This window comes from Dactylosporangium sp. CS-033363, from assembly GCF_050942475.1.
Taxonomy (GTDB): domain Bacteria; phylum Actinomycetota; class Actinomycetes; order Mycobacteriales; family Micromonosporaceae; genus Dactylosporangium.
The window spans coordinates 264,510-290,398 of sequence record NZ_CP192032.1 but is presented as its reverse complement, the minus strand read 5'-3'; the positions used below and the strand labels follow the sequence as shown (position 1 = coordinate 290,398).

Below are 25,889 nucleotides of genomic sequence, written 5' to 3'. Positions count from 1 at the left end.
GGCGGCAACTTACCCGCCTGTCGGGGTGATGACGCATTCCGAGTCCCTTGTACGACTACGGAATCCGGCAATCCCGCCCGATGCCACCAGGCGTTCAACTACCCCGCTAGCAGCCACTGCACAAACGGTCACCCGTCACCCTGTCGCCTGTCGGGGTATAAATCCGATATGTCGGGCTGAGGAACGATGCCCGACATATCGGAATCCAGGATCAGCAGCCCCTCCAGACCAGTGGCGTGGGACCGGCGGCGGCCGTGGTCCAGCCGATGATCGTGTGCCCGTCGCCGACCGCGGCCATCGCCGCGCCCCGCTCGGCGCCCGGTGGCATCGGCAGGGTGACGACGGTGCCGTCGCGCCACACGCCCGGCACGTCCTTGCCGACCCGGCCGAGGACCGTGCCGTCGGCCGCGACGCCCTCGGCGGCGATTTGGAAGCCGTGGGCGAGGGCGCCGGTGCGCAGGTTCCAGCGGACGGGCACCTCGGTCGCCGTGAGCTCGTCCTTGCCGTCGGCGCCGCCGCGGCTGGTCGACGCGGTGCCGATCGCCCAGTCGCCGTTGACCGCCCGGGCCTCGCCGCCGCGGTAGCCGTCCGGGACCGGGAGCGCCTTGCCGGTGCCGTCGGCCGCCCAGCGGTAGGGCTTCTCGCGCTCGCCGATCGTGCCGACGCTCGTGCCGTCGTCGGTGACGCCGACCGCGTAGGTGTCCTTGCCACCCGCCTGCAGCAGCCTCGGCTGGACGCCGACCGACGGCCACACGGTACCGCGCACGGCCGATCCGGCCAGGAACGTGTGCCCGGTGATCTCGCCCCGGGCGTTGACCCCGGTGACGTCGGTGAACTGCCCGCCGGCCGGCAGCGGCAGGTCGATGGCCGCCCCGTCCTTGATGACCGCCGCCCGCCGGTCCTCCAGCCGGCCGTGCTCGCCGACGACCAGCCCCGAGGCGTTGACGGCGACCGCGCGGAAGTCGGCCGGCAGCAGCGCCGGCCGGTTGTCGGTCCACAGGATCGAGACCGCCGGCGTCGAGTCGTCGCTCGGGTAGCGCACGCCGATGACGTACCGCCCGCTGGGGTCCGCACCGACGGTCGAGGCGCTGGTGACCCCGGCCGGCAGCGGCAGTCGGTCCACCGAGCAGCCGGCCGCCACCGGCGCCGAGCTGGCCGGGACGACCGCCGGGACGGCCGGGCCCCCGGAGGGCCGGACGACCAGGGCGACGGCCACCGCCACCACGGCCACGCCGGCCGCGGCCGCCGTCGAGGCGAGCACCGCCCGCCGCCGCTGCGCGCGCTTGGCGTGGGCCAGCACCCCCTCCGCCTGCAGCCGCGACGCGCTGGAGACGGTGCGGGCGTAGTCACGAAGCCGGTTGTCGATCATGACACGCTCCAGGTGGTCGACGGGATCCAGCGGCGCAGTGCGGTCAGCGCGTAGGCGGTGCGGCTCTTGACCGTCCCCTCGGACCGTCCGATGAGCCGGGCGACCTCGGCGACCGGCAGGTCACACAGGAACCGCAGCACGACGACGACCCGCTGGCGCTCCGGCAGCCGGTCGATCGCCTGCCGGATGAGCAGCTGCTCGTCGACGAGCCCCTCCCGCCCGGGCACCGGCCCGTCCGGCGGGGTGTCGCGCAGCAGCACCCTGGCCCACGGCCGCCGCCGGTCCGCCAGACACGCCCGGACGACCATGGTGTGCACGTAGGCGTCGAGGTTCTCGATCTCCCCGATGCGACCCCAGCGGCGGTACAGCACCGTCAGCGCGTTCTGCACCGCGTCGTCGGCCCGATCCCGGTCCCCCAGCACCAGGTACGCCACGTGGTGCAGCCGCGGAATCCGCGAACGTACGAACTCGACGTAGTCGAGCTCCTGATCAGCGCGCACGAACCGCCCCCTTCGCGATGGCCTTCACGAGACACGATGCCCGCGACAGCGCGAGCGGTTCGAAACTCGTCGCGGATGCCATCGCGATCGCCGGGCCGGCGCACAAAAAAGCCGGGGCCGTGCGGCGCAATGCCGCACGGCCCCGGTTTCAGGCAAGAACTGCTATCAGGACGACGTCTCCTCGGAGCCGCCGCCGGTCAGCTCGGCCGGCACCGCGTCCGGCACCTCGTCCGGGCGGTCCGCGCCGCTGAAGACCAGCTTGGACTTCTCGAACTGGGCCGGGTCGCCCTCGCAGTCGATGACGACGATCTGGCCCGGGCGCAGCTCGTTGAACAGGATGCGCTCGGACAGGGCGTCCTCGATCTCGCGCTGGATCGTGCGGCGCAGCGGCCGCGCGCCCAGCACCGGGTCGTAGCCCTTGTTCGCCAGGAACTTCTTGGCGTTGTCCGTCAGCTCGAGACCCATGTCCTTGTTGCGCAGCTGGGTCTCGATCCGGGCGATCATCAGGTCGACGATGCCGAGGATCTGGTCCTGCATGAGCTGGTGGAAGACGATCGTGTCGTCGATGCGGTTGAGGAACTCCGGGCGGAAGTGCTGCTTCAGCTCGTCGTTGACCTTCTGCTTCATCCGCTCGTAGTTCGACTCGTTGTCCTCCGACGCCTGGAAGCCCAGGGACACGGCCTTGGCCACGTCGCGGGTGCCCAGGTTGGTGGTCAGGATGATCACCGTGTTCTTGAAGTCCACGATGCGGCCCTGACCGTCGGTGAGCCGGCCGTCCTCCAGGATCTGCAGGAGGGTGTTGAACACGTCCGGGTGGGCCTTCTCGATCTCGTCGAAGAGGACCACCGAGAACGGACGCCGGCGGACCTTCTCGGTCAGCTGGCCGCCCTCGTCGTAGCCCACGTATCCGGGGGGCGCACCGACGAGTCGGGACACCGTGTACCGGTCGTGGAACTCGGACATGTCGAGCTGGATGAGCGCGTCCTCGGAGCCGAAGAGGAACTCGGCGAGCGCCTTGGACAGCTCGGTCTTCCCCACGCCGGACGGGCCGGCGAAGATGAACGAGCCGGACGGGCGCTTCGGGTCCTTCAGGCCGGCGCGCGTACGCCGGATGGCCTTCGAGACCGCGCGGACCGCATCCTCCTGGCCGACGAGGCGCTTGTGCAGCTCGTCCTCCATGCGGAGCAGGCGGGCCGTCTCCTCCTCGGTCAGCTTGTAGACCGGGATGCCGGTCCAGTTCGCCAGGACCTCGGCGATCTGCTCGTCGTCGACCTCGGACACGACGTCCAGGTCGCCGGCCTTCCACTCCTTCTCCCGCTGGGCCTTCTGCCCGAGCAGCTGCTTCTCCTTGTCGCGCAGCTGCGCGGCCCGCTCGAAGTCCTGCGCGTCGATCGCGGACTCCTTGTCGCGGCGCACCTGGGCGATGCGCTCGTCGAAGTCGCGCAGGTCTGGCGGCGCGGTCATCCGGCGGATGCGCATCCGGGCCCCGGCCTCGTCGATCAGGTCGATCGCCTTGTCCGGCAGGAAGCGGTCGGAGATGTAGCGGTCGGCGAGGGTCGCCGCGGCCACCAGGGCGGCGTCGGTGATCGTCACCCGGTGGTGCGCCTCGTAGCGGTCCCGCAGGCCCTTGAGGATCTCGATGGTGTGCGCCAGCGACGGCTCACCCACCTGGATCGGCTGGAAGCGCCGCTCGAGGGCGGCGTCCTTCTCGAGGTGCTTGCGGTATTCGTCCAGCGTGGTCGCACCGATGGTCTGCAGCTCGCCACGGGCCAGCATCGGCTTGAGGATGCTCGCCGCGTCGATCGCGCCCTCGGCGGCACCCGCACCGACGAGGGTGTGGATCTCGTCGATGAACAGGATGATGTCGCCGCGCGTGCGGATCTCCTTGAGCACCTTCTTCAGGCGCTCCTCGAAGTCACCGCGGTAGCGGGAGCCCGCGACCAGCGCGCCCAGGTCGAGGGTGTAGAGCTGCTTGTCCTTGAGCGTCTCGGGCACCTCGCCCTTGATGATCCGCTGGGACAGCCCCTCGACCACGGCGGTCTTGCCGACGCCGGGCTCGCCGATCAGGACGGGGTTGTTCTTGGTGCGGCGGGACAGCACCTGCATGACCCGCTCGATTTCCTTCTCCCGGCCGATGACCGGGTCGAGCTTGCCCTCGCGCGCGGCCTGGGTGAGGTTGCGACCGAACTGGTCGAGCACCAGGCTCGTGGACGGGGCCGCCTCGCCGGGGGCGCCGGTGCCGGCCGCGGCCGGCTCCTTGCCCTGGTAGCCGGAGAGCAGCTGAATGACTTGCTGGCGGACCCGGTTGAGGTCGGCGCCCAGCTTGACCAGCACCTGGGCGGCGACGCCCTCACCCTCCCGGATAAGGCCGAGGAGGATGTGCTCGGTGCCGATGTAGTTGTGCCCGAGCTGCAGAGCTTCCCGCAACGACAGCTCCAGCACCTTCTTGGCGCGTGGCGTGAACGGGATGTGCCCGCTCGGCGCCTGCTGGCCCTGGCCGATGATCTCCTCGACCTGCTGGCGGACACCCTCCAGCGAGATGCCGAGGCTCTCGAGCGCCTTGGCCGCCACGCCCTCACCCTCGTGGATGAGGCCGAGCAGGATGTGCTCGGTGCCGATGTAGTTGTGGTTGAGCATCCGGGCTTCTTCCTGCGCCAGGACGACAACCCTTCGTGCTCGGTCGGTGAACCGCTCGAACATCCCTGCTCCTCACGTGCCGTGTCCGTCGCCGCCGCTTCTGCGCGGAACCCCGTTCGTGGGGGGTCGCCACGCCGAAGCTCTGTCGGACGCCAACGTGACCGTGCCATCACTCTATCGCCGAGGACCGACACAGTGCGGGGTGTGCGGCGTTGCCGCACCCCACATTCGGCCGGTGGTCCCGCCGTTCTTTGACTGCCTACCCTCCGGGAACCACGTGTACCCGGCGCTTTCGACCAACGTTGGCAGACGGGCGCCTGTTCCTGCACCCCGTCCCGTACGCCAAGAGCGAAATCGGACGGTCAGACACAGAACACCCACCGTGACTGAACCGTCACGATGGGTGTCTGGAGCGTCTGGAATCGTACGGCCCGCAACAAAACGTGCTATCGCCCCGCTTCGGCATTAAAGCGGTCGACGATTTCCTGCTTGATCCGGCCGCGGTCGGACACCTTGATGCCCTTGTTCTGCGCCCATTCCCGAATCGCCTTGTTCTGCTCGCGATCGGCGGCCGCACCGCCCCGGCCGCGCGCGCTGGCGGCCCGGCCGCCGACAACCACGCCACCCCGCCCGACCTTGGTCCCGGCGGTCAGGAAGGGGCCGAACGCATCGCGCAGCTTCGTTGCGTTCTTCTTGGACAGGTCGATCTCGTACTGCACGCCGTCGAGCGCGAACTTCACCGTCTCGTCGGCTTCTCCACCGTCGAGGTCGTCGACCAGCACGTGGATGGTCCGCTTGGCCACTGTCGTATTCCCTTCGAGGAAGTCCGCCCCGCGCCTTGTGCGATTGCAAAGATAACGTAGTAAGGCCGACCCGCGTCAACGGTACGCCGAAACCGGCCGCTCGCACCAACGCCAAAGGGATCGTTTCCCTGCGGCAATAACCGGGGACGATGTCCGAGGTCCGCCGGGGTGGGGCCACTGCGCCGTCCGGTTCAGAAATAGCCCGAAAGCAATGCGCGCCGTACAGATCCGTGTCGGGCGCATTGCTATGTGTGACGACCTGCGCGGGCATCTCGCAACTGCACGCAGAATGCCCGTCGGCGTACGGTTGGTCGCGTGGACTTCAGCAAACACGCGTCATCGTTCGGGGCGGCCGCCGACCTCTACGACCGAATCCGCCCGCGCTATCCCCTGGAGGCCCTGCGCTGGGCGCTGGGCGAGGCGCCCCGGCGGATTGTCGACCTGGGCGCCGGGACCGGCATTCTGACCCGGCAGCTGCGCGAGCTCGGCCATGATGTCATCGCCGTCGAGCCGGACGACGAAATGCGCCGGCAGATCGACGGCGACGCCCGCGCCGGGAGCGCGACCGCCATTCCCGTCGAGGCGGAAAGCCTGGACGCGGTCACCGCCGGGCAGGCCTATCACTGGTTCGCCGGTGAGCCCGCACACACCGAGATCGCGCGCGTGCTCAAGCCGGGCGGGTGGTTCATCCCGATCTGGAACGTTCGCGACGAATCCGTGGCCTGGGTCGCCGAACTGTCTGACGTCTTCGACGGCCACCGCGCGCGAACCGCCATCGACGAGCGCACGCTCACGCCGGATCAGTTCGGGCCATTGTTCGGTACCGCCGAATTGCAACTCTTCCGCTGGAGCACGCCGCACACCGTCGACTCGCTGGTCGACCTGATCAAGTCGCGCTCGTATTACCTGGTCTCGGACGCCGACGCCCGCGCCGCGCTGGAGGCAAGGGTCCGCGAGCTGGCCGGCCGCATCCAAGGCGACCAAGAGCACTTCGAGCTGCCGTACGTCACGTACGCGTACCGAAGCAGCAAGCTCTAGGTGTTCCGCTCGAAGATCAAGCGCAGCCCGATCAGCGTGAGCATGGGCTCGTGATGGGTGACGCTCTGGCACTCCCCGATCACGATGGAGGCGAGGCCGCCGGTCGCCACGACGGCCTTGACCTCCCCGCCCAGCTCGGCGGTCACCCCGCGGACCACCCCGTCCACCTGGCCGGCGAAGCCGTAGACCACGCCGGACTGCAGGCACTCGACGGTGTTCTTGCCGATCACCCGGGGCGGCTTGACCAGCTCGACCTTGCGCAGCTGGGCCGCGCGGTCGGCCAGCGCGTCGACCGAGATCTCGATGCCGGGCGCGAGCACGCCGCCGAGGAACTCGCCGCGGGCCGAGACCACGTCGAAGTTGGTCGAGGTGCCGAAGTCGACCACGATCGAGGGGCCGCCGAAGAGCGTGAACGCCGCCAGGGTGTTCGCCACGCGGTCGGTGCCGACCTCTTTCGGGTTGTCGATGGCCAGCTGGACGCCGGTCCGCACGCCGGGCTCCACGATCACGGCGGGCACGTCGCCGTAGTACCGCTGCAGCATCGTGCGCAGCGAGCGCAGGGCGGCCGGCACGGTCGAGCAGGCCGCCACGCCGGTCAGGGACACCGCGTCGGTGGCGAGCAGACCGCGGTAGAGCAGCCCGAGTTCGTCCGCGGTGGCGCGCGAGTCGGTCTTGATCCGCCACGAGTGGACGATCTTCTCGCCCTCGAAGGTGGCGAGCACCGTATTGGTGTTCCCGATGTCGATGCAGAGCAGCACCCCGGAAGCCTAACCAACGGCCGTTCAATTACGATCGCGTGCCAATGATCCTGCTCGCGCTCCTGCCCGTGCTGACGCTGGCGTTCACGGCCATCGCGCTGCGGCCGCGGGCCGAGTCCGATCGTGGACTGGCCGTGATCCGCGCCGCGCTCGCCGTGGCGGTCGGCGCGGTCCTCGTCGTCGAGCTGTTCTCGCTGCTGCGTTGGATTTCGCCGGTACCGTTCGTCGCCGCCTGGCTCGCCGCCACCCTCACGACCGCCTGGCTGGCCTGGCGTTCGCTGCCGGAAAAAGCGCGCGAAATCGCGGCGACAATCCGCGAAAAACGCATAAATCGGACGCGAGAGACGCAGCGCACGGCGACAAAGGCGCTGCAGGTCGTCGTCGGGCTGCTCGTCCTCAGCGAACTCGTCCTCGCCCTGGCCAGCTCCCCCAACAACTTCGACTCCAACAGCTACCACCTCGCGAAGATCGAGCACTGGGTGGCCAACGGCGACCTGGCCAACTTCGCCACCGCGCAGACCCAGCAGATCATCCTCGTCCCCGGCGCCGAGTTCCTGCTGCTCCACCTGCGGATGCTCACCGGCGGCGACGGACAGTACAACCTCCTGCAGTTCTTCGCGGGTCTTCTCGGCGCCCTCGCCGTGGCCCGGTGCGCGGGCCAGATCGGCGCCGGCCGCACCGGCCAGTGGCTCACCGCCGCCGTCTTCCTCACCGCCCCCGCCGTCGCCCTGGAGTCCACCAGCACCCAGAACGACCTGGTCGTCACCGCCTGGATCGCCTGTGCCGCCACCCTCGCCCTCGACGCCCGCCGCACCCCCGCGAGCTGGCCCAACACCCTGGCCCTGGCCGGCGCCGCGGGCCTGACCATGGTGACCAAGACCACCGGCGCCATGGCGCTGCTGCCGATCCTCGTCTACTGGGCCGTCTGCCGCCTCAAGGAGCGAAGGCAGCTCTTGTACGGCACGTGCGCCGTCCTCGCCGCCAGCGCCCTCCTGTCCGGCCCCTCGCTGCTCCGCGTGCAGGAGGCGTTCGGCTCCCCGTTCGGCCCGCCGGGGTACCGGGAGGCGCTGTCCACCACCCGCCACGACCCGCCCGCCATCCTCGTCAACGGGCTGCGGCTCGGCGCCTCGACCCTGCTGACCCCGCTGGCCGGCGTCAATGAGGCGATCGGCGGCTCGGTCGTCCGGATCGCCGACGCGGTCGGGGTGGACCCGAACGACCCGAGCATCACCCAGTGGCGCAGCATCTTCCCCGGCGACCGGTGGAAGCCCGACGAGGACCGCTCGCCGTACCCGATCCAGTCCGCCCTGGTCCTGCTCGGCACCGTGCTCGGCCTGTGCTGGAAGCGCACCCGCGGCTACGCGCTGCTCGTCCTCGGCGCGCTGCTCACCACCGCCGCGATCGTGAAGTGGCAGTACTGGGGCAACCGGCTGATCCTGCCCGCCTTCGCCGTCGCCACCCCGCTGGCCGGCTACATGCTGGAGCGGGCCCTGCACGTCGAACGGCGCGCGCTCCGCTGGGCGCTCAGCGCGCTGGTCGCCGTGGTCCTGCTGGCCGGGGCGGCGCACGCGTACATCGCGGTCTACTACGGCCAGCCCCGCCGGCTCGTCGGCCACGCCTCGGTGTTCACGCTGGACGACTGGCAGGAGCGCTTCGCCCGGATGCCCGACCAGGCCGCGAGCTACCGCACCGCGATCGACCAGGTCCGGGCCAGCGGCGCGAAGCGGGTCGGGCTGGTGATGGACGGGGACCTGTGGGAGTACCCGCTGCAGGTCGAGCTGCACGACAAGGAGCTGGTCGAGCTGCAGTCGGCGGTCCCCGGGCAGCCCGCCGGGGACGTCACGACGGTCGATGCGGTCGTCTGCGTGAGCGCGCAGGACGTGTGCCGGCGGACGGTGCCGGAGACTTGGCAGTACAACCGCATCGACCAGTTCGTGACGACGGCCTTTCCGCCGGCCTAATGCAGGCGGAGGTCCATTGCGATGTCGAGGATCGGCGAGGAGTGGGTGAGGCCGCCGACCGACAGGTAGTCGACGCCGGTGGCCGCGTACTCCGCCGCCGTGGCCAGCGTCAGGTTGCCCGTCGCCTCGAGCTCGGCCCGGCCGCCGACCGCGCTCACGACCTCGCGCAGCAGGTCCGGCTTCATGTTGTCCAGCAGCAGGAACGTCGCCCCGGCGGTGACCGCCTCGACGGCCTCGCCGACCGTGGTCACCTCGACCTGCACCGGTACGTCCGGGAAGGCCTTGCGCACCCGCTTGTACGCCGACGTGATCCCGCCCGCCGCCAGCTTGTGGTTGTCCTTGATCATGGCGACGTCGTAGAGCCCCATGCGCTTGTTGGTGCCGCCGCCGGCCCGCACCGCGTACTTCTCCAGCACCCGCAGGCCCGGGGTCGTCTTGCGGGTGTCGAGCACGAGGGCCTTGGTGCCCTCCAGGAGATCGGCCCAGCGGCGGGTGTGGGTGGCCACGCCCGACATGCGGCACAGCAGGTTGAGGGCGGAGCGCTCGGCGGTCAGCAGCGCCCGGGTGGGGCCGCTGATCGTGGCGAGCACGTCGCCGCGCACGACCGGCTCGCCCTCGCGTTTGCGGAGCTCCACGACGGTGCTGCCCGAGGTCGCCTCGAACACCGCGGCCGCCACCCACAGGCCGGCGACGACCCCGTCGGCGCGCGCGATGATGTCGGCCTCGTCGATCTGGTCCTCGCGGATCGTCGCCGCGCTGGTGACGTCGAGCCGGTCCGGCCCGAGGTCCTCGGTCAGGGTCCGCTGCACGATCTCCTCGACCGCGGCCGGGTCGAGTCCGAGCTTGCGCAGCTCGGACTCCGTTTGGAGCTTCACGCGTCCTCCCAGGTTTCTTTGAGCGCCCCGTCGTCGTCGAGGGCGGCGAGGAAGTGCCCCCGGTAGACGTCGCTGGCGTCGGGAAAGTCCTCGCGCCAATGGCAGCCCCGGGTCTCCTGCCGCAACGACGCGGCCGCGACCAGGGCACTGGCGACGGTGAGCAGGTTGCTGGCCTCCCAGGCGGCCACGTTGGCGCCGGCTCGGTCCAGTGCGAGCTTGGTGAGCGCCTGCCCGGCCTGCTCCAGCGACTCGGCGCTGCGCAGGACCGACGCGTGCGCGGACATGGCGGCCTGCAGCTGCGGGCGGATGGCGGGGTCGGCGGACCAGGCGGGCGTGTCCACCAGGACCGGCTCGGCCTGCGCGGGCAGGTCCTTGGCGATGTCCTCGGCGATGCGGCGGGCGAAGACCAGCCCCTCCAGCAGCGAGTTGGAGGCGAGCCGGTTGGCCCCGTGCACGCCGGTGCAGGCGACCTCGCCGCACGCGTACAGGCCGGGGATGGAGCTGCGGCCGCGCAGGTCGGTGCGCACGCCCCCGGAGGCGTAGTGGGCGGCCGGCGAGACCGGGATCAGGTCGGCGGCCGGGTCGACGCCGGCGGCGCGGCAGGAGGCGACGATCGTCGGGAAGCGCGCCTCGAGGAACTCGCGGCCGAGGTGCCGGGCGTCCAGCCACACATTGCTCGCACCCTCGGCCCGCATGACCCGGTAGATGCCCTTGGCCACGATGTCGCGCGGGGCCAGCTCGGCGAGCTCGTGCCGGCCGACCATGAAGCGGTTGCCCTCGCCGTCGCGCAGGTAGGCGCCCTCGCCGCGCAGCGCCTCGCTCACCAGCGGCTGCTGGGAGTCGTGGTTGCCCAGGGCCAGCGCGGTCGGGTGGAACTGGACGAACTCCAGGTCGGTGACCTTGGCCCCGGCCCGCAGCGCGAGCGCGACGCCGTCGCCGGTGGAGACGATCGGGTTGGTGGTGGCCGCGAAGATCTGGCCCATCCCGCCGGTGGCCAGCACGACCGCCCGCGCGTGCACGGCCCCGACGCCGTCCTCGGCGCCCTCGCCGAGCACGTGCAGGGTCACGCCGCAGGCCCGGCCGTTCGCGTCGGTGAGCAGGTCCAGCACCAGCGCGTGCTCGATCAGCCGGATCCAGGGGTCCCGGTGTACCGCGGCATGCAGCGCCCGCTGCACCTCCGCCCCGGTCGCGTCGCCGCCCGCGTGGATGATCCGGTTGGCGTGGTGCCCGCCCTCGCGGGTCAGCATCAGCGAGCCGTCGGTGTTCCGGTCGAACTCCGCACCCCAGCGGATCAGCTCGCGGACCCGGGTCGGCCCCTCCCGCACCAGCACGTCCACGGCCGCCGGGTCGCACAGCCCGACCCCGGCCACCAGCGTGTCCTGGGCGTGCGCCTCCGGCGTGTCGAGCGGGTCGAGCACCGCGGCGATCCCGCCCTGCGCCCACCGGGTCGACCCGTCATCGATGTTGACCTTGGTGACGACGGTGACGTGCAGCCCGGCCTCGCGCAGATGCAGCGCGGCGGTCAGCCCGGCGACCCCGGACCCGATGACGACGACGTCGGTCGGCTCCGCCCAGCCGGGCTGCGGCCCGGCCAGCCTTCGCGGGACGTTCGGCCCGTTGATGCCTGCTGTCATCACTACAGTCAACATCACGCGCCCGTTCGGCGGGTGGTGATGCTCGTCGCCCTCCTGTTACGCGGCCAGCGGCAACGCGCCGGCCCCGATTCCGCGCACCGAGGCCTTGAGCGGCTTCGCGCTCATCACGTAGCAGGTGAACGCCTGATCGCTGCCGAGCCAGTCGTTGGCGTTCTTGGGCCCGACCGCCCCGGAGGTGAGGTCGGCCCGCCCTCCGTCGGCCGGCAGCCCGAGATAGCTCAGCGCCACGCCGGTGCACCCCTTGCTCGTCGCGGACTGCACCGCCACCTCGTCGAACGGCGCCTCGGGCGGGGTGATCGTGTAGACCCCCGAGTACTCCCCGTCGTGCGGCGCCGAGCACGCCACGTACTTGAGCTTGTCGATGCAGGCGATGGCCAGCGAGGAGTCCCCGGCGAGCGCGTTCTTCAGCGACCCGGTCCGGGGCGCGAACTGCTCCCCCGCCGGCCCGGTCACCTCGGCCAGCCCGCAGCCGAAGAAGCCGTCGGTGGCCGGCTTGATCCAGGCGGCCACGATCTGCACCCGGGCCTCGTGCCAGCCGCCGCCGAGGAACAGCGGCCCCTCGACGAGGCAGGCCCGCCGCGCCTGGGCGTACAGCAGCGCCTCGGTCACCTTGACGTCGTCGCCCGTGGCGTCGTCCAGCCGGTGCAGCAGGTCCTTGCCGACCTGCCCGACGTGGAACAGCTCGACGGTGTGCATGGCCCCGCAGTCGACCGGCTCCCCGGCCCACGGCAGCGCCGCCTTGGCCCCGTTGACGTCGACCTTGTAGCAGGTCCCGGCCTTGGGCGCGCCCGCCGGCGGCGAGCTGGGGATGTCCCTTCCCTGCCCGCGCTCGTACATCCAGAAGAGCCCGCCCCCGATGAGCGCCACGACGACCGCGATGAGGACGACCCGCTTCATGAGGAAGGAGTCTGCGTTACCCGCCGGTAACTGTCCAGATTCAGATCGCGCCGGAGCCGATGTTCTTCAGCGACTTGGTGGTGGTCTTCTTGTCGAAGAGCATCGCGTAGCAGCGCGCCGAGCGGTTGCCGCGCTTCCAGTTCTCCTCGTCGACCATCCAGAAGCCGATGCCCACCTGCTGGTGGTTGGTCAGCTGGGTCGCGGTCATGCCGAGGTACTTCGCGCCCAGCGCCTCACAGCCGGGGCGCATGGCGGTCTTGCGCTCGTCCGAGGTCGACGGGAAGGGCCGGTCCGTCGAGGTGTACGTGCCGACGTACTCCATGTTGTGCGTCGCGGTGCACGTCGTCGGGGTGTAGTCCAGCCAGGTCTTGCCGTCGGTGTCGTACACCTCCATGGCGCAGCCCAGGGCCAGCGGCTTGTCCCCGCTCAGCGCGTCCTTGAGGCTGCCCGAGCGGTTGACCGGCTTGTCGCCGTCGCTGACCACCTCGGCCAGGTCGCAGCGCAGGTAGCGGGCGCCGGCCGACCAGTGCGTCGCCGACGGGACCAGGACCAGCAGCTCCAGGCGGCCGTCGTGGTAGTCGCCGCCGAGGAACTTCTCGGATTCGGTACTGCACTTGGTCCAGGCGTCCTTGAGCGCCTCACCCTTGGGCGGGGTGGTGCCGCTCGCGGCCGCGCCGGTCAGGTCGCCGACGTAGAAGGTCTCGCTGGCGTGCGAGGAGGAGCAGGAGTCGGCGGGCTTGAAGGAGTACTGCGTCACCTGCTCGGTGACGAAGACGTCCACCGACGTGGTGTAGCACGCGCCGACCGGCGGCGAGGGGATCTTCGGCTGGGCGAGCATGGCCCAGTCGTCGGTCAGGTCCTTGTCGGTGCCGGCCGGCGTGCCGCAGCCCGCCAGGACGGCCAGGGCCATCACCGGCACCAGCGCCAGGATCAGCTTGCGCGCCATCCTCGTCTGTCCCCTCCCCCGGGCTCGGCAGATGCCTGGGCAGTCTGCCCAACCATAGTGGCGGTTGGCAACAAGGCGATAAACGCTGGTAAGAGGCGTTAAGAGCGGACGAGGTCCCCCCGGATGGGAGAACCGGCCATACCGGGCACCGCGCCGGCGGGGTCGCTGCCGAGCTCGATCACCCGGTTGTCGGCGTCGACGTGCACGATGTGCGGCTGGAACGTGCGCGCGACGGCGTCCTCGAGCTGGGCGTACGAGATCAGGATGACCAGGTCACCGGGGTGCACGAGGTGCGCGGCGGCGCCGTTGATGCCGATCACGCCCGAGCCCCGGGGCCCGGCGATCACGTAGGTCTCCAGCCGCGCCCCGTTCGTGACGTCCACGATCGCGACCTGCTCGCCGGCCAGCAGGTCGGCCGCGTCCATCAGGTCCTCGTCCACTGTCACGGATCCGACATAGTGCAGGTCGGCCTGGGTGACCGTGGCGCGATGGATCTTGGACTTGAGCATCGTGCGGATCACAACTGCACTCCCAGGTTGTCGATCAGTCGGGTGCCGCCCACCCAGGCGGCGGTCAGGGCGCGGGCCGGGCCGTGCTCCGGCGCCGGGCCGAGCATCGGGTCGGCGAGCACCAGGTAGTCGAGCTTGACCTCGGGCACCGCGGCGAACTCGGCCAGCCCGGCCTCGATGGAGCCCGCGTCCGCGGTTGCCCGCAGCGCCCGGCTCAGCACCAGGGCGGCCTGGCGCTCGGCGGGCGCGAGGTACCGGTTGCGGCTGGACAGCGCCAGCCCGTCCGCCTCGCGCACGGTCGGCACCCCGCGCACGTCGATCGGCAGGTCGAAGTCGCGGGCCATCGCCCGGATCAGGGTGAGCTGCTGGTAGTCCTTCTCGCCGAAGTACGCGCGGTCGGGCCGGGTGAGCTGGAACAGCTTGTTGACCACGGTCAGTACCCCGTGGAAGAAGCCGGGCCGGCTCGCGCCCTCCAGCACCTCGCCGAGCGGGCCCGGCTCGACGCGCACCGCGGGCTCCCCATTGGGGTACATGACCTCCCGCGTCGGGGCGAAGACCAGGTCGACCCCCTCGGCCCGGGCCAGCTCGAGGTCGGCCTCCATGGTTCGCGGGTACCGGTCGAAGTCCTCGTTCGGCCCGAACTGCAGCGGATTCACGAAGATGGTGAGCAGCACCGACTTCGCCTCGGCGCGCGCCTGGCGGAGCAGCGTGGCGTGCCCCTCGTGCAGCGCGCCCATGGTCATCACGACGGCGACGTCGTGCAGCTCCGCGCGTGCGGACCGGAGTCCGGCGCGGTCGTCGACGATCCTCATGCGTTCTGTTCTTTCCGGGATGCGTCGGCCAACACGTCGAGCAGCGGGGTGGCGTCCTGCGGGCGCAGGCGACCGGCGGCGATCACGCGGTCGGCGGTGCGGCGGGCCAGGGCGAGATAGGGCGGTACCGAACCGGGAGCCACGGCGTCGAGCGCCTTCAGGTGCTTGCGGACCGTGCCGGCGTCCCCGCGCGAGACCGGGCCGGTGATCGCGGCGTCGCCCATCCGCAGCGTGTTGTCGAGGGCGGCGCCCAGCAGCGGGGCCAGCACGCGCTCGGGCTGGTGCACGCCGGCGTCGCGCAGCCGGTCCATCGCCTCGGCGACCAGGGTGGCGAGGTGGTTGGCGCCGTGGGCGAGCGCCGCGTGGTACAGCGGCCGCTTCTCCTCCTCGATCCACTCCACGGTGCCGGCGAGGTCGCGCACGAGGGCCTTGGCGAACGGGCGCAGCTCGTCGGGGGCGGTGACGCCGAAGGAGATGCCGGCCGCGAGCCGGTCGAGGTCGGCGGTGGTCCCGGTGAACGTCATGGCCGGGTGCAGGGCCAGCGGGAAGGCGCCGGCCGCGGCCACCGGGGCGAGGACGGCCAGGCCGTGGGCGCCGGAGGTGTGGGCGACGATCTGGCCCGGGCGCAGTGCCCTGGTCTCGGCCAGGCCCTTCACGAGCGGGGCGAGCGCGTCGTCCGGCACGGCCAGGAGGACCAGGTCGGCGGCGGCGGTCACCTCGTCGGCGGGCAGCAGGCGCGCGTTGGGCAGAAACCCGTAGGCGCGGGCCTTGGAGGCGGCCGAGACGGCCACGGCGGCGACCACCGTGTGCCCGGCCCGCTCGAGTGCGGCGCCGAGCACGGCCCCGACTCTTCCGGCACCGATGATGCCGATATTCCTGCTGGTGACACCGTTGTGCATGTGATCGATCCAGTCCTCGACGTGGGGTACCGGTCGATCAGAAGTATGCGTCGCAGCGGGCAAAGCGGACAGTCGTTGTGGGATTCTCAACAGCCCGCTTCGCCCGCCGTGATGCACTACAAGCGGTGGTGCAGGTACTCCTTGATCAGCGCCTTGGCCTCTTCGAGCACGACCGGGTCGCCCTCGTTGGACTTGCGGAAGGCGAGCTTGATCAGCGCGTCCGCCGCCTCGACCGCGATCGCCAGCACGAACTGCAGGCGCTTCGCGTCGAGGATGCCGAAGCGCTCGATGAGCAGGCCGGACAGCTGCGAGACGATGACGTCGTTGTTGTCCCGCTCGTCGTCGAGCAGGTGAATGTCCACGACGTCGCCGAAGTGCAGCGTGCGGAAGCCCGGCACGGTGCGGTGCATGTCGATGTACTCGTCGATGGCCGCGTCGACCGCGTCCCACCAGTGCGCGATACCCTCGTCGGCCAGCCGGGCGCCGAGGCGCTCCAGGTAACCCTCGAGGCTGCGCAGCGTCAGCGCCTGCACGATCGCCCGCTTGTCCGGGAAGAACTGGTACACCGAGCCGATCGCCACCCCCGCCCGCTCCGCGAGCAGCGTGGTCGTGAGCCCGTCGTACCCCACCTCGTCGACGAGTTCCGCGCAGGCGTCGAGCATCCGCCCGACCCGCGCCACGCTGCGCCCCTGCACCGGCACCCGGCGCAACGGCTTCGTACCGGCGCCGGCCACTGTCTGCGTCGCCACCCGGTCGTCCCCCTCTACTACCTCGTCGGGCCTGGCCGATAGCCGTGTAGCCCTCTTTGAAACCTACTCACGTCAACGACCGGGCACGATCGACGGATAGGGCATTTCACCCTTGTGATTGACGGGGGGCATACATGAAGGGTACTCAGGTTTCGTGACTTCTCCGTGGACCAACTGGGCCGGCACCCACACCGCCACCCCCGCCCGGGTGGCCCACCCGGCCAGCGCCTCTGAGCTGGGCGAATGCGTCCGCGCGGCGGCCGCCGAGGGCCTGTCGGTGAAGGCCGTGGGCAGCGGCCACAGCTTCACGCCGACCGCCGTGACCGAGGGCGTGCGGGTCGAACTGGACCGAATGGCGTCCCTCGTGCGGGTGGACGGAAATCTCGTCACGGTCCAGGCGGGCATGAAGCTTTCGGCACTGAACGCCGTCCTGGCCGCCAACGGGCTGGCGATGCCGAATCTCGGCGACATCGACGCGCAGACGATTTCGGGCGCGCTTTCCACGGGCACACACGGTACCGGCGCGGCCTATGGCTGTTTGTCGACGTTCATCGAAGCCCTGACGGTGGTCGTGGCCGACGGCACCGAGCTGACCTGCTCGGCCGGCGAGAACCCCGAGCTCTTCGCGGCCGCCCGGGTCAACATCGGCGCGCTCGGCGTGCTCAGCTCGGTGACCCTGCGCTGCGTGCCGGCGTTCACGCTGCGGGCCGACGAGCGCCCGGCCGCGCTGGCCGACGTCTGGTCGGGCCTCGACGAGCACATCGGGACCAACGACCATTTCGAGTTCTACTGGTTCCCCTACACCGACCGCGTGCAGATGAAGCGCAACACCGTCGTGCCCACGGCCGATCAGCCGCTGCCGGGCTGGCGCCGCTGGCTCGACGACGACTTCCTGTCCAACACGGTCTTCGGGGCCGCCTGCCGCCTCGGCCGCGCCATTCCTTCGTCGGTACCGGCGGTGAGCCGCATTTCCGCGCGCGCCCTTTCGGCCCGCACGTACACCGCGGCCTCGCACGAGGTCTTCTGCACTCCGCGCCGGGTCCGGTTCGTGGAAATGGAGTACGGCCTGCCCCGCGAGAACGTGCGCGAGGCGTTCGACGGGCTGCGGCGAATCGTCGACGGGCTGCCGTACAAAATCCAGTTCCCGGTCGAGGTGCGCTTCACCGCGGCCGACGACATCTGGCTCTCCCACGGCTACGGCCGGGCGAACGCGTACATCGCCATCCACCAGTACGTGGGCGCCCGCTACGAGGAGTACTTCCGCCAGTTCGAGGCCATCACCACGCCGCTCGGCGGCCGGCCGCACTGGGGCAAGATGAACTTCCGCACCGCCGAATCCCTCGCCGCCGCCTACCCGCGCTTCACCGACTTCACGGCCATGCGCGACAAGCTGGACCCGAACCGCGTATTCGCGAACGTCTACACGGAACGGGTCCTCGGCGCCTAGTCCTCGGCCTTCTTGCGCGACGAGGTGGCCTTCTTCGGGGCCGCCTTCTTCGCGGGTGCGGCCTTCTTCGCGGCGGTCGTGGTCTTCTTGGCCGCCGTGGCCTTCTTCTCCGGGGCCGTCTTCTTGGCCGCGGGGCGCGCCTTCTTCGGGGCCGGGCCCTTGGCGCGCTTCTCGGCCAGCATCTCGCTCGCCTCGTCGACGGTCAGCGTGTCGACCGCCTGGCCGCGGCGCAGCGAGGCGTTGAACTCGCCGTCGGTGACGTACGGGCCGAACCGGCCGTCCTTGATGACCATCGGCTTCTCGGTCGCCGGGTCCGGGCCCATCTCGCGCAGCGGCGGCTTGGCGGCGGCCTGCCCGCGGGTCTTCGGCGCGGCCAGCAGCTGCAGCGCCTCCTCGACCGTCAGCGTGAACAGCTGCGACTCGTCGGCCAGCGAGCGGGTGTCGGTGCCGCGCTTGATGTAGGGCCCGTAGCGCCCGGGCGACGCGGTGATCTCGTTGCCCTCGGCGTCCTTGCCGACCACCCGCGGGAGCGTGAGCAGCTGGAGCGCCTGCTCCAGGGTCAGCTCGTCGGGCTTCTGGTCGGACAGGAGCGAGGAGGTCTTCTCGCCGCTGACCACGTAGGGCCCGTAGCGGCCGGCCTTGACCACGATCTGGTTGCCGGTGTCCGGGTGCTCGCCCAGCTGGCGCTCGCCGCCCTGGCCGCCGACGAACAGCTCGGCCACCTTCTCCGGCGTCAGCTCGTCCGGCGCGATGCCCTCCGGCACCGGTGCGCGGTCGCCCTCCTCGCCCTCGGGCGGGTTGGGCAGGGTGCGCTGGAGGTACGGGCCGTACCGGCCGACCCGCACCACGATGTCGCGCCCGGCATCGTCGCGGAACAGCGGGATCGAGTTGATGCCGCGCGCGTCGATCTCGCCCAGCCGCTCGGTGACCATGCGCTGCAGGCCGCCCTGGCGCGGCACCGAGCCCTCGTCGCCGGTGTCGCCGCCGAAGTAGAACGGGTGCAGGAAGTTGACCGCGCTCCCGTCGCCGTTGGCGATCTCGTCGAGCACGTTCTCCATCGAGGCGGTGAAGTCGTAGTCGACCAGCCGCGGGAAGTGCTGCTCGAGCAGCCCGATCACCGCGAAGGCCAGGAACGACGGGATCAGCGCCTGGCCGCGCTTGAACACGTAGCCGCGGTTGTTGATCGTCTCCATGATCGACGCGTAGGTCGACGGCCGGCCGATGCCGAGCTCCTCCATGGCCTTGACCAGCGAGGCCTCGGTGTAGCGGGGCGGCGGCTGGGTGGTGTGGCCGGTCGGGGTGAGCCCCTTCTCGGTCAGCGGCTGGCCCTTGACCAGCACCGGCAGCCGGCGTTCGGCGTCGTCGGCCTCGGCGCTCTCGTCGTCGGTCGACTCGACGTACGCCCGCAGGAAGCCGGGGTCCGTGATCGTCTTGCCGGTCGCGCCGAAGTCGACGGACTCCTGGGCCGGGGTGACGGCGTTGATCCGCACCGAGGTGGAGTTCCCGACCGCGTCGTTCATCTGCGAGGCGATCGTGCGCTGCCAGATCAGCTCGTACAGCTTCAGCTCGTCGGCGCTGAGCTCCTTGGCCACGTCGCCGGGCGTGCGGAAGGCGTCGCCGGCGGGACGGATCGCCTCGTGCGCCTCCTGCGCGTTCTTGACCTTTCCGGTGTACCGCCTGGGCTGCGCCGGCACCGCGCCCGCCCCGTAGAGGTCGGCGATCTGCTGGCGCGCGGCCGCGATCGCCGCCTCGGACAGGTTCACCGAGTCGGTACGCATGTAGGTGATGTAGCCGTTCTCGTACAGCCGCTGCGCGATGCGCATGGTCTGCGCCGAGGAGATCCGCAGCTTGCGGGCCGACTCCTGCTGCAGCGTGGAGGTGATGAACGGCGGGTACGGCTTGCGGCGGTAGGGCTTCTCCTCGACCCGGGTGACCGTGAAGCGCTGGCCCTCCAGCCGGGCGGCCAGCCCGCGGGCGCCGGTCTCGTCGAGGTGGATGACCCCGGCGTTCGGCCGCACCTTGCCGGTCTCCGGGTCGAAGTCGCGCCCGGTGGCCACGCGGTCGCCGTCGATCGCGATGAGCGTCGCGTTGAACGTGCGCTCGTCGTTCTCGGGCAGCAGCTTGGCGAGGATGTCCCAGTACTCGGCCGAGCGGAACTTCATCCGCTGCCGCTCCCGCTCGACCACGATCCGGGTCGCCACCGACTGCACGCGGCCGGCGGACAGGCCCCGCTGGACCTTCTTCCACAGCACGGTCGAGACGTCGTAGCCGTAGAGGCGGTCCAGGATGCGCCGGGCCTCCTGGGCGTCCACCAGCGAGCGGTTGATCTCGCGCGGGTTGGCCACGGCGGCCTGAATGGCGGGCCGGGTGATCTCGTGGAAGACCATCCGCTTGACCGGCACCTTGGGCTTGAGCGTCTCCAGCAGGTGCCAGGCGATGGCCTCGCCCTCGCGGTCCTCATCTGTGGCGAGGTAGACCTCGCTGGCCTGCTTGAGCAGGTCCTTGAGCCGCGAGATCTGCTTCCGGCGGTCGGCCGAGATGATGTAGACCGGGGTGAAGTCGTTGTCGATGTCGACGCCGAGGTACGCCCAGGGCTTGCTCTTGAGCGCGTCGGGCATGTCCTTCTTGCCCACGGGCAGGTCACGGACATGGCCGAAACTCGCCTCGACGAGGTAGTTCGGGCCAAGGTAACCCGAAATCGTCTTGGCCTTCGCCGGCGACTCCACGATCACCAGCCGCTTTGTGTTGGCGGAGTTCGGCACAGTTCTCCCCGGTGCGGACGGACAGACGTCAAACGTAACGCTCACTCAGGCACCGAGTTGCGCGATGGGGCTCCCGGCGCTCGGCTTGCGACACGCCGATCGGCGCCACGGTACACCTATGCAGAACCCCGACCTGCCCGATCTTGCCAACGTGTCGCGCCGCGTGCCGTGTTTATGGGGTTTTGTCGGGGCGGCACGCGGCAAATCACATCTACGGAGGGACTCGATCCCCCTACCCGGGGTGACCTGGGCTCACGCCGGCCAGACGTCGGCCGGCGCCTCGGCCGGGGGCTCGCCGACGAGTTCCGCGAGGCGGTTGATGCGCCGGGGTCCCACGATGCGGTACGCGGGGTCGCCGGAGTCGGCGCCGACGAGGACCGCGGGCAGACCGACCGCGACGAGCGCGTCACCCACCGCGATCCAGTTGTCGGCGACCTGGCGGTCGATCACCTCGGGCTGCCGGTCCGCCTCGGGCGTGACCGGGTCGAGCTCGACGCTGGGCAGGTCGTCGACCCACTCACCGGCGTCGAAGACCTCTTCCACGTCGGCGTACTCGTCCGGCCCGGGATCGAAGGCTGTGATTTTGCTCTCGCTCTTGCGCTTCCTGACGTTCGGGCGGCTGTCGCTCGCCGGCGGCAGAATCTGCCGGGGTTTGTCCGGTTCTATGATGATCTCGTCGATCTCCAGCGCCTCCGGCTCCGGCTCCGCGGGCTCGATCGGGCGCGGGGCGAGGCGCAGGAGATAGGAGCGCGGGCCCTCGTAGCTGCCCGCGGCGGCCACCCACAGGCGCAGCCGGCGGCCGTCCAGCGCCAGCGAGCGCGGGTAGACCTTCACGCCCCACTCGTCCAGCCAGGCGGCGGCGAGGGGGGCGAGCAGGGCGGAGTACGACGTGCGCAACTGCCACCGGTCGGCCTCGCCGGTCGGCTCGCAGGTCACCGCCAGGCCCCGCTGCTCCAGCTCGGCCCGCAGCACGGCGCCGCGCCAGGCGTCGTCGACCACGATCGAGACCCGGCCGGTGCCGCCCATCCGGCCCACCTGCCCGGCCCCGGCCAGCAGCCCCTCGAGGTCGAGCGGCGCCGGCGGGCGCGCCTCGACCCCGAACAGCGACAGCTGCCGGCCGCGGACCACGGGCGTCACCGGCACTCGGGCACCTCGTCGAAGGCCTTCTGCAGGTCCGCCGGGCCGACGTGGGACGGGTCGATGGCGCTGCGCTCGTACTCGTCCTTGAGCGTCGAGAACGCCTTGGAGACCTCGCCGTAGAACGTCTTGGCGCTCTCGGTGGGCAGGCCGGAGACGGTCCGCTTGGCGTTGCCGTAGGCGTCGCGGGCCTTGGTCAGCGAGGCGGTGAACTGCTCGGCCACCTTCGGCCCGTCGTCGACCGCGGGCACCCCGGCGCCGCTGACCCCGGTCCGGGCCTTCTCGCTGGACGCCTCGGCCCCGGCGAGCAGGTCGACGATGTTGGTCTTGGTCTGGGCCGGCGTCTTGGCCGCCTGCAGCTGCTGCTGGGCCTTGCTGGTCAGGTCGGCGATCTCGGCGCGCCACGGGGTGAGCGCGGTGCAGACCTGCTTGGCCCACGTCTTGGGCTCCACCCCGTCCGGCCCGCCGCACGCGGCCGCGCCGAGGAGCAGGGCGACGGCGGCAAGGAGGCGGGCGGCTCGCATAGATGCAGCGTAGATCCGATCGTCTGTTCGAGAAAACACGACGCTCCGGCCGAGAACCGGCCGGAGCGTCGTGGTGGTTACTTTGTGCAGGTCAGGCGGTGACCTTCTCCGGGGCCGCCTCGGTGGAGGAGGCGCCGTTGCCGTCGCCCGCGTCGACCGCGACCGACTTGCGCTTGGACAGCACCACCGCACCGGCGATGACCAGCACCGCGACGATCGCGATGCTGTACCGGGCGACCTGGTTGCCGCCGCCGACGGTCAGGGTGACCACGCCGGGGGCGATCAGCAGGGCGACCAGGTTCATCACCTTGATGAGCGGGTTGATGGCCGGGCCGGCCGTGTCCTTGAACGGGTCGCCGACGGTGTCGCCGATGATGGTCGCCTCGTGCGCGGGCGAGCCCTTGCCGCCGTGCACCCCGTCCTCGACCAGCTTCTTCGCGTTGTCCCACGCGCCGCCGGAGTTGGACAGGAAGACCGCCATGAGCGTGCCGGTGCCGATCGCACCGGCGAGGTACGCCGCCAGCGGGCCCACGCCGAGGCCGAAGCCGACCGCGATGGGGGCCATGACCGCGAGCAGACCCGGCGTCACGAGCTCACGCTGGGCGTCGCGGGTGCAGATGTCGACGACCTTGCCGTACTCCGGACGCTGCGAGTAGTCCATGATGCCGGGGAACTCGCGGAACTGCCGCCGGACCTCGAACACCACCGAACCCGCGGAGCGGGCCACGGCGTTGATGGCGAGGCCGGAGAACAGGAACACGACCGCCGCGCCGATCAGCAGGCCGACCAGGTTGCCCGGGTTGGCCACGTTGAGCAGGATCGCGGTGGCGGCGTCGTCGGCCTTCTCGCCGGCGTCGGCCAGAGCCGTCTTCATGGTGTCCGTGTACGACCCGAACAGCGCCGTCGCGGCCAGCACGGCCGTGGCGATCGCGATGCCCTTGGTGATCGCCTTGGTGGTGTTGCCGACGGCGTCGAGCTCGGTCAGGGTGCGGGCCCCGGCCTCGTCGATGTCGCCGGACATCTCGGCGATGCCCTGCGCGTTGTCGCTGATCGGGCCGAAGGTGTCCATGGCGACGATGACGCCCACGGTGGTGAGCAGGCCCGTGCCGGCCATGGCGACCGCGAACAGCGACAGGGTGATCGAGCCGCCGCCGAGCAGGAAGGCGCCGAAGACGCCCGCGCCGATGACGATGGCGGAGTACACGGCCGACTCGAAGCCGACACTGACGCCGGCGAGCACGACCGTGGCGGGACCGGTCAGGGCGCTCTTGCCGATGTCCCGGACCGGGCGGCGCTCGGTCTCGGTGAAGTACCCGGTGAGGGCCTGGATGATCGCGGCCAGCGCGATGCCGATGACGACGGCGACGATGGCCGTGACGTGCGGGCCGAACGGCGGCGCGTCGTCACCCTGCGCCGCCTTGAGCGCGTCGAGCGCGCCGGTGCTGCCGTCCAGGCCGGTCCACTTGGCCGGCAGGTAGAACAGTGCGGCCGCACTGACCAGGATCGCCGAGACGACGGCGGAGATGTAGAACGCCCGGTTGATCGCGACGAGCCCGTTGCGGTCGGACTTGCGCAGGCGGGTGAGCGCCACGCCGACGATCGCCACGAACACGCCGATGGTGGAGACGATCAGCGGGAACACCAGGCCCTGCTCGCCGAAGGCGGCACGGCCCAGGATCAGCGCCGCGACCAGCGTGACGGCGTAGGACTCGAACAGGTCGGCCGCCATACCGGCACAGTCACCCACGTTGTCGCCCACGTTGTCGGCGATGGTCGCCGCGTTGCGCGGGTCGTCCTCGGGGATGCCCTTCTCGACCTTGCCGACCAGGTCGGCGCCGACGTCGGCGGCCTTGGTGAAGATGCCGCCACCGACCCGCATGAACATCGCGAGCAGGGCCGCACCGAAACCGAAGCCCTCGAGCACGATCGGGGCGCGGTCCTTGAAGATGAGCACCACCAGGGCCGCGCCGAACAGGCCCAGACCCACGGTGAGGAAGCCGACGACACCACCGGTGCGGAAGGCGATCTGCATCGCCTTCTCCCGGCCGCCGTCTTCCCGGGCCGCCGCCGCGACGCGCAGGTTGGCGCGGGTGGCCAGCGCCATGCCGGCGCCACCGATGAAGGCCGAGAACACGGCACCGACGACGAAGAACGCCGACCGGCCGATCTTGATCAGGGTCTCGTTGTCACCGGCGTCGTTGACCGGGAGCAGAAACAGCAGCACGACCGCGATGACGACGAAGATGCCGAGGGTCTTGAACTGGCGCGTGAGGTACGCGCTCGCGCCCTCCTGCACCGCCCCGGCGATCTCCTGCATCTTGGGGGTGCCCCGCCCGGTCGCGAGCACCGCCCTGACCAGCGCCGCGGCGAAGCCGAGCGCCACAAGGGCGATGACGAGCGCGACGACGATGTAGGTCAGATTGCTCCCGGAAAGGGAAATCTCTCCAGCAGCGGAGAGTGATCCGGACATTCGTTGTCCTCCTGTACCGACACATGACAGCGCCGCGAGCGGTCAGGCCGGCGGCGAATCTCCCCGTTTTTTCGCTCGGGAAGTCGTGCTGAGCGACCGAGGTACCCAATGACCAGGGACGTCATACACGATCGCCGTACTCTAGCCGGATGGCGTGTCCGTGGTCACACCGACTTGCGCGTTTATACAAATCGCATTCTGTCGATTTAGTCACGCGGTCAGTCGCTGGACCGCTCCAGTGGCCAGGACATCCGGACCTCGGTCCCGACTCCGTCGGATAATTCGGACACGTTGAGGTCGTCCACGAGACCGGCCAGCAGGGCCAGCCCCATCCGCGCCGCGACCGCCTCCTCCGCCAGCAGGTCCGGCGGGGTGGTCAGCGGCAGAGCGGGATCGGAGAGCAGCACGACGGCGTCGTCCGACGGGGCGCGGTGCACCATGGCGCCGTTGGCGGCCCGGTCCACGACCCGCACGGTGAACCGGTCGCCGTCGGCCATCGCCACGTCGACCAGGTCGTCGAGCCCGTGCGAGCGGTGCAGCGCGACGGCCCGCGAGCACGCCTCGCCGATCGCCAGCCGGACCTCCTCGAGCAGCTCCTCGGCCACGCCGGCGCGCCGCGCGACGGCCACGCCGACCAGGCGGGCGGTCCGGACATGCGCCGGTGCGGGTGAGAAGGAGAGTCGTACCGTCGGCATGGACCTACGCCGGGGAGTCGTTGCCCGCGCCGGTCGCGGCGATCGCGTCGGGCACAGTGTCGAACAACTGGAACACCCGATCGAGGGCCGTGATCCGGAAGATCTTCAGCAGCCGCTCATGCGCGCAGACCAGCCCGAACGTCCCGTTGACCGCGCGAAGCCGCTTCAGCGCACCCACGAGCACGCCGAGCCCCGTCGAGTCGAGAAACTCCACCCGGCTCAGGTCGACCACCACGTGCCGGGCGCCCTGCTCCACGAGCTCCACGAGCTTCTCGCGCAGGCGGGGGGCGGTGTAGACGTCCACCTCACCGCCGACCTCGAGCACCTTGTGGTCGCCGGAGTCGTACGTCGACAACGACAGCTCCATGCGGACCTCCTCCTCTGGCGGCCGAAATGTGCGAGCCCTCCACGGGCATCTAACCATCGACGCCCCCGCCAGGCGACGC

At 70.8% G+C, this 25,889-nt stretch carries 22 protein-coding genes; 3 read left to right on the top strand and 19 right to left on the bottom strand.

Annotated features, from left to right (window positions below):
• Positions 1-211: 211 nt before the first annotated feature.
• The 4 genes from ACQPZ4_RS01365 to ACQPZ4_RS01350 all read right to left on the bottom strand — a co-directional run bounded on the left by ACQPZ4_RS01365 (position 212) and on the right by ACQPZ4_RS01350 (position 5,309).
• Positions 212-1,369 carry a hypothetical protein gene (locus ACQPZ4_RS01365; protein WP_433054880.1) on the bottom strand — a complete coding sequence of 386 codons (1,158 nt, stop codon included), beginning with the start codon at positions 1,367-1,369 and terminating at the stop codon, positions 212-214.
• Positions 1,366-1,869: a SigE family RNA polymerase sigma factor gene (locus ACQPZ4_RS01360; protein WP_433054877.1), complete on the bottom strand. Its 504-nt coding sequence runs from the start codon at positions 1,867-1,869 to the stop codon at positions 1,366-1,368. Before ACQPZ4_RS01360 ends, ACQPZ4_RS01365 begins: the two co-directional genes overlap by 4 nt.
• 165 nt (positions 1,870-2,034) lie before the next feature.
• Complete coding sequence (locus tag ACQPZ4_RS01355) at positions 2,035-4,569, bottom strand: ATP-dependent Clp protease ATP-binding subunit (RefSeq protein WP_433054874.1); 2,535 nt, start codon at positions 4,567-4,569, stop codon at positions 2,035-2,037.
• 383 nt (positions 4,570-4,952) lie between these two features.
• Positions 4,953-5,309: a histone-like nucleoid-structuring protein Lsr2 gene (locus tag ACQPZ4_RS01350; protein WP_350546334.1), complete on the bottom strand. Its 357-nt coding sequence runs from the start codon at positions 5,307-5,309 to the stop codon at positions 4,953-4,955.
• A 315-nt stretch (positions 5,310-5,624) separates the two neighbouring features.
• On the opposite strand from ACQPZ4_RS01350, the gene ACQPZ4_RS01345 reads away from it, so the two are divergent.
• Positions 5,625-6,347: a class I SAM-dependent methyltransferase gene (locus ACQPZ4_RS01345; RefSeq protein ID WP_433054869.1), complete on the top strand. Its 723-nt coding sequence runs from the start codon at positions 5,625-5,627 to the stop codon at positions 6,345-6,347.
• Here the strand turns inward: ACQPZ4_RS01345 and ACQPZ4_RS01340 are convergent.
• On the bottom strand, positions 6,344-7,105 hold the full coding sequence (locus tag ACQPZ4_RS01340) for a type III pantothenate kinase (RefSeq protein ID WP_433054866.1): 762 nt from the start codon (positions 7,103-7,105) through the stop codon (positions 6,344-6,346). The two genes, ACQPZ4_RS01345 and ACQPZ4_RS01340, sit on opposite strands and share 4 nt — an antisense overlap.
• A gap of 44 nt (positions 7,106-7,149) precedes the next feature.
• Between ACQPZ4_RS01340 and ACQPZ4_RS01335 the strand changes: the two genes are divergently transcribed.
• Positions 7,150-9,066 carry a hypothetical protein gene (locus ACQPZ4_RS01335; protein WP_433054863.1) on the top strand — a complete coding sequence of 639 codons (1,917 nt, stop codon included), beginning with the start codon at positions 7,150-7,152 and terminating at the stop codon, positions 9,064-9,066.
• On the opposite strand, the gene nadC is transcribed toward ACQPZ4_RS01335, so the two are convergent.
• From nadC to ACQPZ4_RS01295, 8 genes are all read right to left on the bottom strand, one after another.
• Entirely contained in the window at positions 9,063-9,941 is an 879-nt protein-coding gene (gene nadC, locus ACQPZ4_RS01330; RefSeq protein ID WP_433054860.1) for a carboxylating nicotinate-nucleotide diphosphorylase, read from the bottom strand. The genes ACQPZ4_RS01335 and nadC overlap by 4 nt on opposite strands.
• Positions 9,938-11,575, bottom strand: coding sequence for an L-aspartate oxidase (locus ACQPZ4_RS01325; RefSeq protein ID WP_433054857.1), 1,638 nt, complete (start codon positions 11,573-11,575; stop codon positions 9,938-9,940). Before ACQPZ4_RS01325 ends, nadC begins: the two co-directional genes overlap by 4 nt.
• Positions 11,576-11,632: 57 nt before the next feature.
• Positions 11,633-12,493, bottom strand: a complete 861-nt coding sequence (locus ACQPZ4_RS01320) for a septum formation family protein (protein WP_433054854.1) — start codon at positions 12,491-12,493, stop codon at positions 11,633-11,635.
• A gap of 40 nt (positions 12,494-12,533) precedes the next feature.
• On the bottom strand, positions 12,534-13,439 hold the full coding sequence (locus ACQPZ4_RS01315) for a septum formation family protein (protein ID WP_433054851.1): 906 nt from the start codon (positions 13,437-13,439) through the stop codon (positions 12,534-12,536).
• Positions 13,440-13,537: 98 nt separating this feature from the next.
• Entirely contained in the window at positions 13,538-13,960 is a 423-nt protein-coding gene (gene panD, locus ACQPZ4_RS01310; protein WP_433054848.1) for an aspartate 1-decarboxylase, read from the bottom strand.
• Complete coding sequence (gene panC / locus ACQPZ4_RS01305) at positions 13,957-14,760, bottom strand: pantoate--beta-alanine ligase (protein ID WP_433054845.1); 804 nt, start codon at positions 14,758-14,760, stop codon at positions 13,957-13,959. The genes panD and panC overlap by 4 nt, the downstream gene beginning before the upstream one ends.
• Positions 14,757-15,659: a Rossmann-like and DUF2520 domain-containing protein gene (locus ACQPZ4_RS01300; RefSeq protein ID WP_433054842.1), complete on the bottom strand. Its 903-nt coding sequence runs from the start codon at positions 15,657-15,659 to the stop codon at positions 14,757-14,759. Before ACQPZ4_RS01300 ends, panC begins: the two co-directional genes overlap by 4 nt.
• Before the next feature lie 116 nt (positions 15,660-15,775).
• Positions 15,776-16,321, bottom strand: coding sequence for a TetR/AcrR family transcriptional regulator (locus tag ACQPZ4_RS01295; protein WP_433066137.1), 546 nt, complete (start codon positions 16,319-16,321; stop codon positions 15,776-15,778).
• A gap of 241 nt (positions 16,322-16,562) precedes the next feature.
• On the opposite strand from ACQPZ4_RS01295, the gene ACQPZ4_RS01290 reads away from it, so the two are divergent.
• Positions 16,563-17,855 (top strand): D-arabinono-1,4-lactone oxidase, encoded by a 1,293-nt coding sequence (locus ACQPZ4_RS01290; RefSeq protein ID WP_433054839.1) that lies wholly within the window; start codon positions 16,563-16,565, stop codon positions 17,853-17,855.
• Here ACQPZ4_RS01290 and topA read toward each other — a convergent pair.
• From topA to ACQPZ4_RS01260, 6 genes are all read right to left on the bottom strand, one after another.
• The gene (topA, locus tag ACQPZ4_RS01285) at positions 17,852-20,617 is read right to left on the bottom strand and encodes a type I DNA topoisomerase (protein ID WP_433054836.1); all 2,766 of its coding nucleotides are present in this window, start codon (positions 20,615-20,617) and stop codon (positions 17,852-17,854) included. The two genes, ACQPZ4_RS01290 and topA, sit on opposite strands and share 4 nt — an antisense overlap.
• Before the next feature lie 252 nt (positions 20,618-20,869).
• The gene (locus ACQPZ4_RS01280; protein WP_433054833.1) at positions 20,870-21,760 is read right to left on the bottom strand and encodes a hypothetical protein; all 891 of its coding nucleotides are present in this window, start codon (positions 21,758-21,760) and stop codon (positions 20,870-20,872) included.
• A complete protein-coding gene (locus ACQPZ4_RS01275; RefSeq protein ID WP_433054830.1) occupies positions 21,751-22,278 on the bottom strand; it encodes a hypothetical protein in 528 nt (175 codons plus the stop codon). The genes ACQPZ4_RS01280 and ACQPZ4_RS01275 overlap by 10 nt, the downstream gene beginning before the upstream one ends.
• Positions 22,279-22,369: 91 nt before the next feature.
• On the bottom strand, positions 22,370-24,748 hold the full coding sequence (locus ACQPZ4_RS01270; protein WP_433054827.1) for a sodium-translocating pyrophosphatase: 2,379 nt from the start codon (positions 24,746-24,748) through the stop codon (positions 22,370-22,372).
• Positions 24,749-24,966: 218 nt separating this feature from the next.
• Positions 24,967-25,443, bottom strand: coding sequence for an ATP-binding protein (locus ACQPZ4_RS01265; RefSeq protein ID WP_433054824.1), 477 nt, complete (start codon positions 25,441-25,443; stop codon positions 24,967-24,969).
• Positions 25,444-25,447: 4 nt separating this feature from the next.
• The gene (locus ACQPZ4_RS01260) at positions 25,448-25,810 is read right to left on the bottom strand and encodes an STAS domain-containing protein (protein WP_433054821.1); all 363 of its coding nucleotides are present in this window, start codon (positions 25,808-25,810) and stop codon (positions 25,448-25,450) included.
• Positions 25,811-25,889: the final 79 nt, after the last annotated feature.

What these genes read in the sequence shown, in the direction of transcription:
- ACQPZ4_RS01325 (WP_433054857.1), bottom strand. Translation starts at nt 11,575, where the DNA reads ATGACAGCAGGCATCAACGGGCCGAACGTCCCGCGAAGGCTGGCCGGG.
- ACQPZ4_RS01355 (WP_433054874.1), bottom strand. Translation starts at nt 4,569, where the DNA reads ATGTTCGAGCGGTTCACCGACCGAGCACGAAGGGTTGTCGTCCTGGCG.
- ACQPZ4_RS01270 (WP_433054827.1), bottom strand. Translation starts at nt 24,748, where the DNA reads ATGTCCGGATCACTCTCCGCTGCTGGAGAGATTTCCCTTTCCGGGAGC.
- ACQPZ4_RS01275 (WP_433054830.1), bottom strand. Translation starts at nt 22,278, where the DNA reads ATGCGAGCCGCCCGCCTCCTTGCCGCCGTCGCCCTGCTCCTCGGCGCG.
- ACQPZ4_RS01300 (WP_433054842.1), bottom strand. Translation starts at nt 15,659, where the DNA reads ATGCACAACGGTGTCACCAGCAGGAATATCGGCATCATCGGTGCCGGA.
- ACQPZ4_RS01320 (WP_433054854.1), bottom strand. Translation starts at nt 12,493, where the DNA reads ATGAAGCGGGTCGTCCTCATCGCGGTCGTCGTGGCGCTCATCGGGGGC.
- ACQPZ4_RS01365 (WP_433054880.1), bottom strand. Translation starts at nt 1,369, where the DNA reads ATGATCGACAACCGGCTTCGTGACTACGCCCGCACCGTCTCCAGCGCG.
- ACQPZ4_RS01260 (WP_433054821.1), bottom strand. Translation starts at nt 25,810, where the DNA reads ATGGAGCTGTCGTTGTCGACGTACGACTCCGGCGACCACAAGGTGCTC.
- ACQPZ4_RS01315 (WP_433054851.1), bottom strand. Translation starts at nt 13,439, where the DNA reads ATGGCGCGCAAGCTGATCCTGGCGCTGGTGCCGGTGATGGCCCTGGCC.
- ACQPZ4_RS01295 (WP_433066137.1), bottom strand. Translation starts at nt 16,321, where the DNA reads ATGCTCGACGCCTGCGCGGAACTCGTCGACGAGGTGGGGTACGACGGG.
- ACQPZ4_RS01265 (WP_433054824.1), bottom strand. Translation starts at nt 25,443, where the DNA reads ATGCCGACGGTACGACTCTCCTTCTCACCCGCACCGGCGCATGTCCGG.
- panC (WP_433054845.1), bottom strand. Translation starts at nt 14,760, where the DNA reads ATGAGGATCGTCGACGACCGCGCCGGACTCCGGTCCGCACGCGCGGAG.
- ACQPZ4_RS01335 (WP_433054863.1), top strand. Translation starts at nt 7,150, where the DNA reads ATGATCCTGCTCGCGCTCCTGCCCGTGCTGACGCTGGCGTTCACGGCC.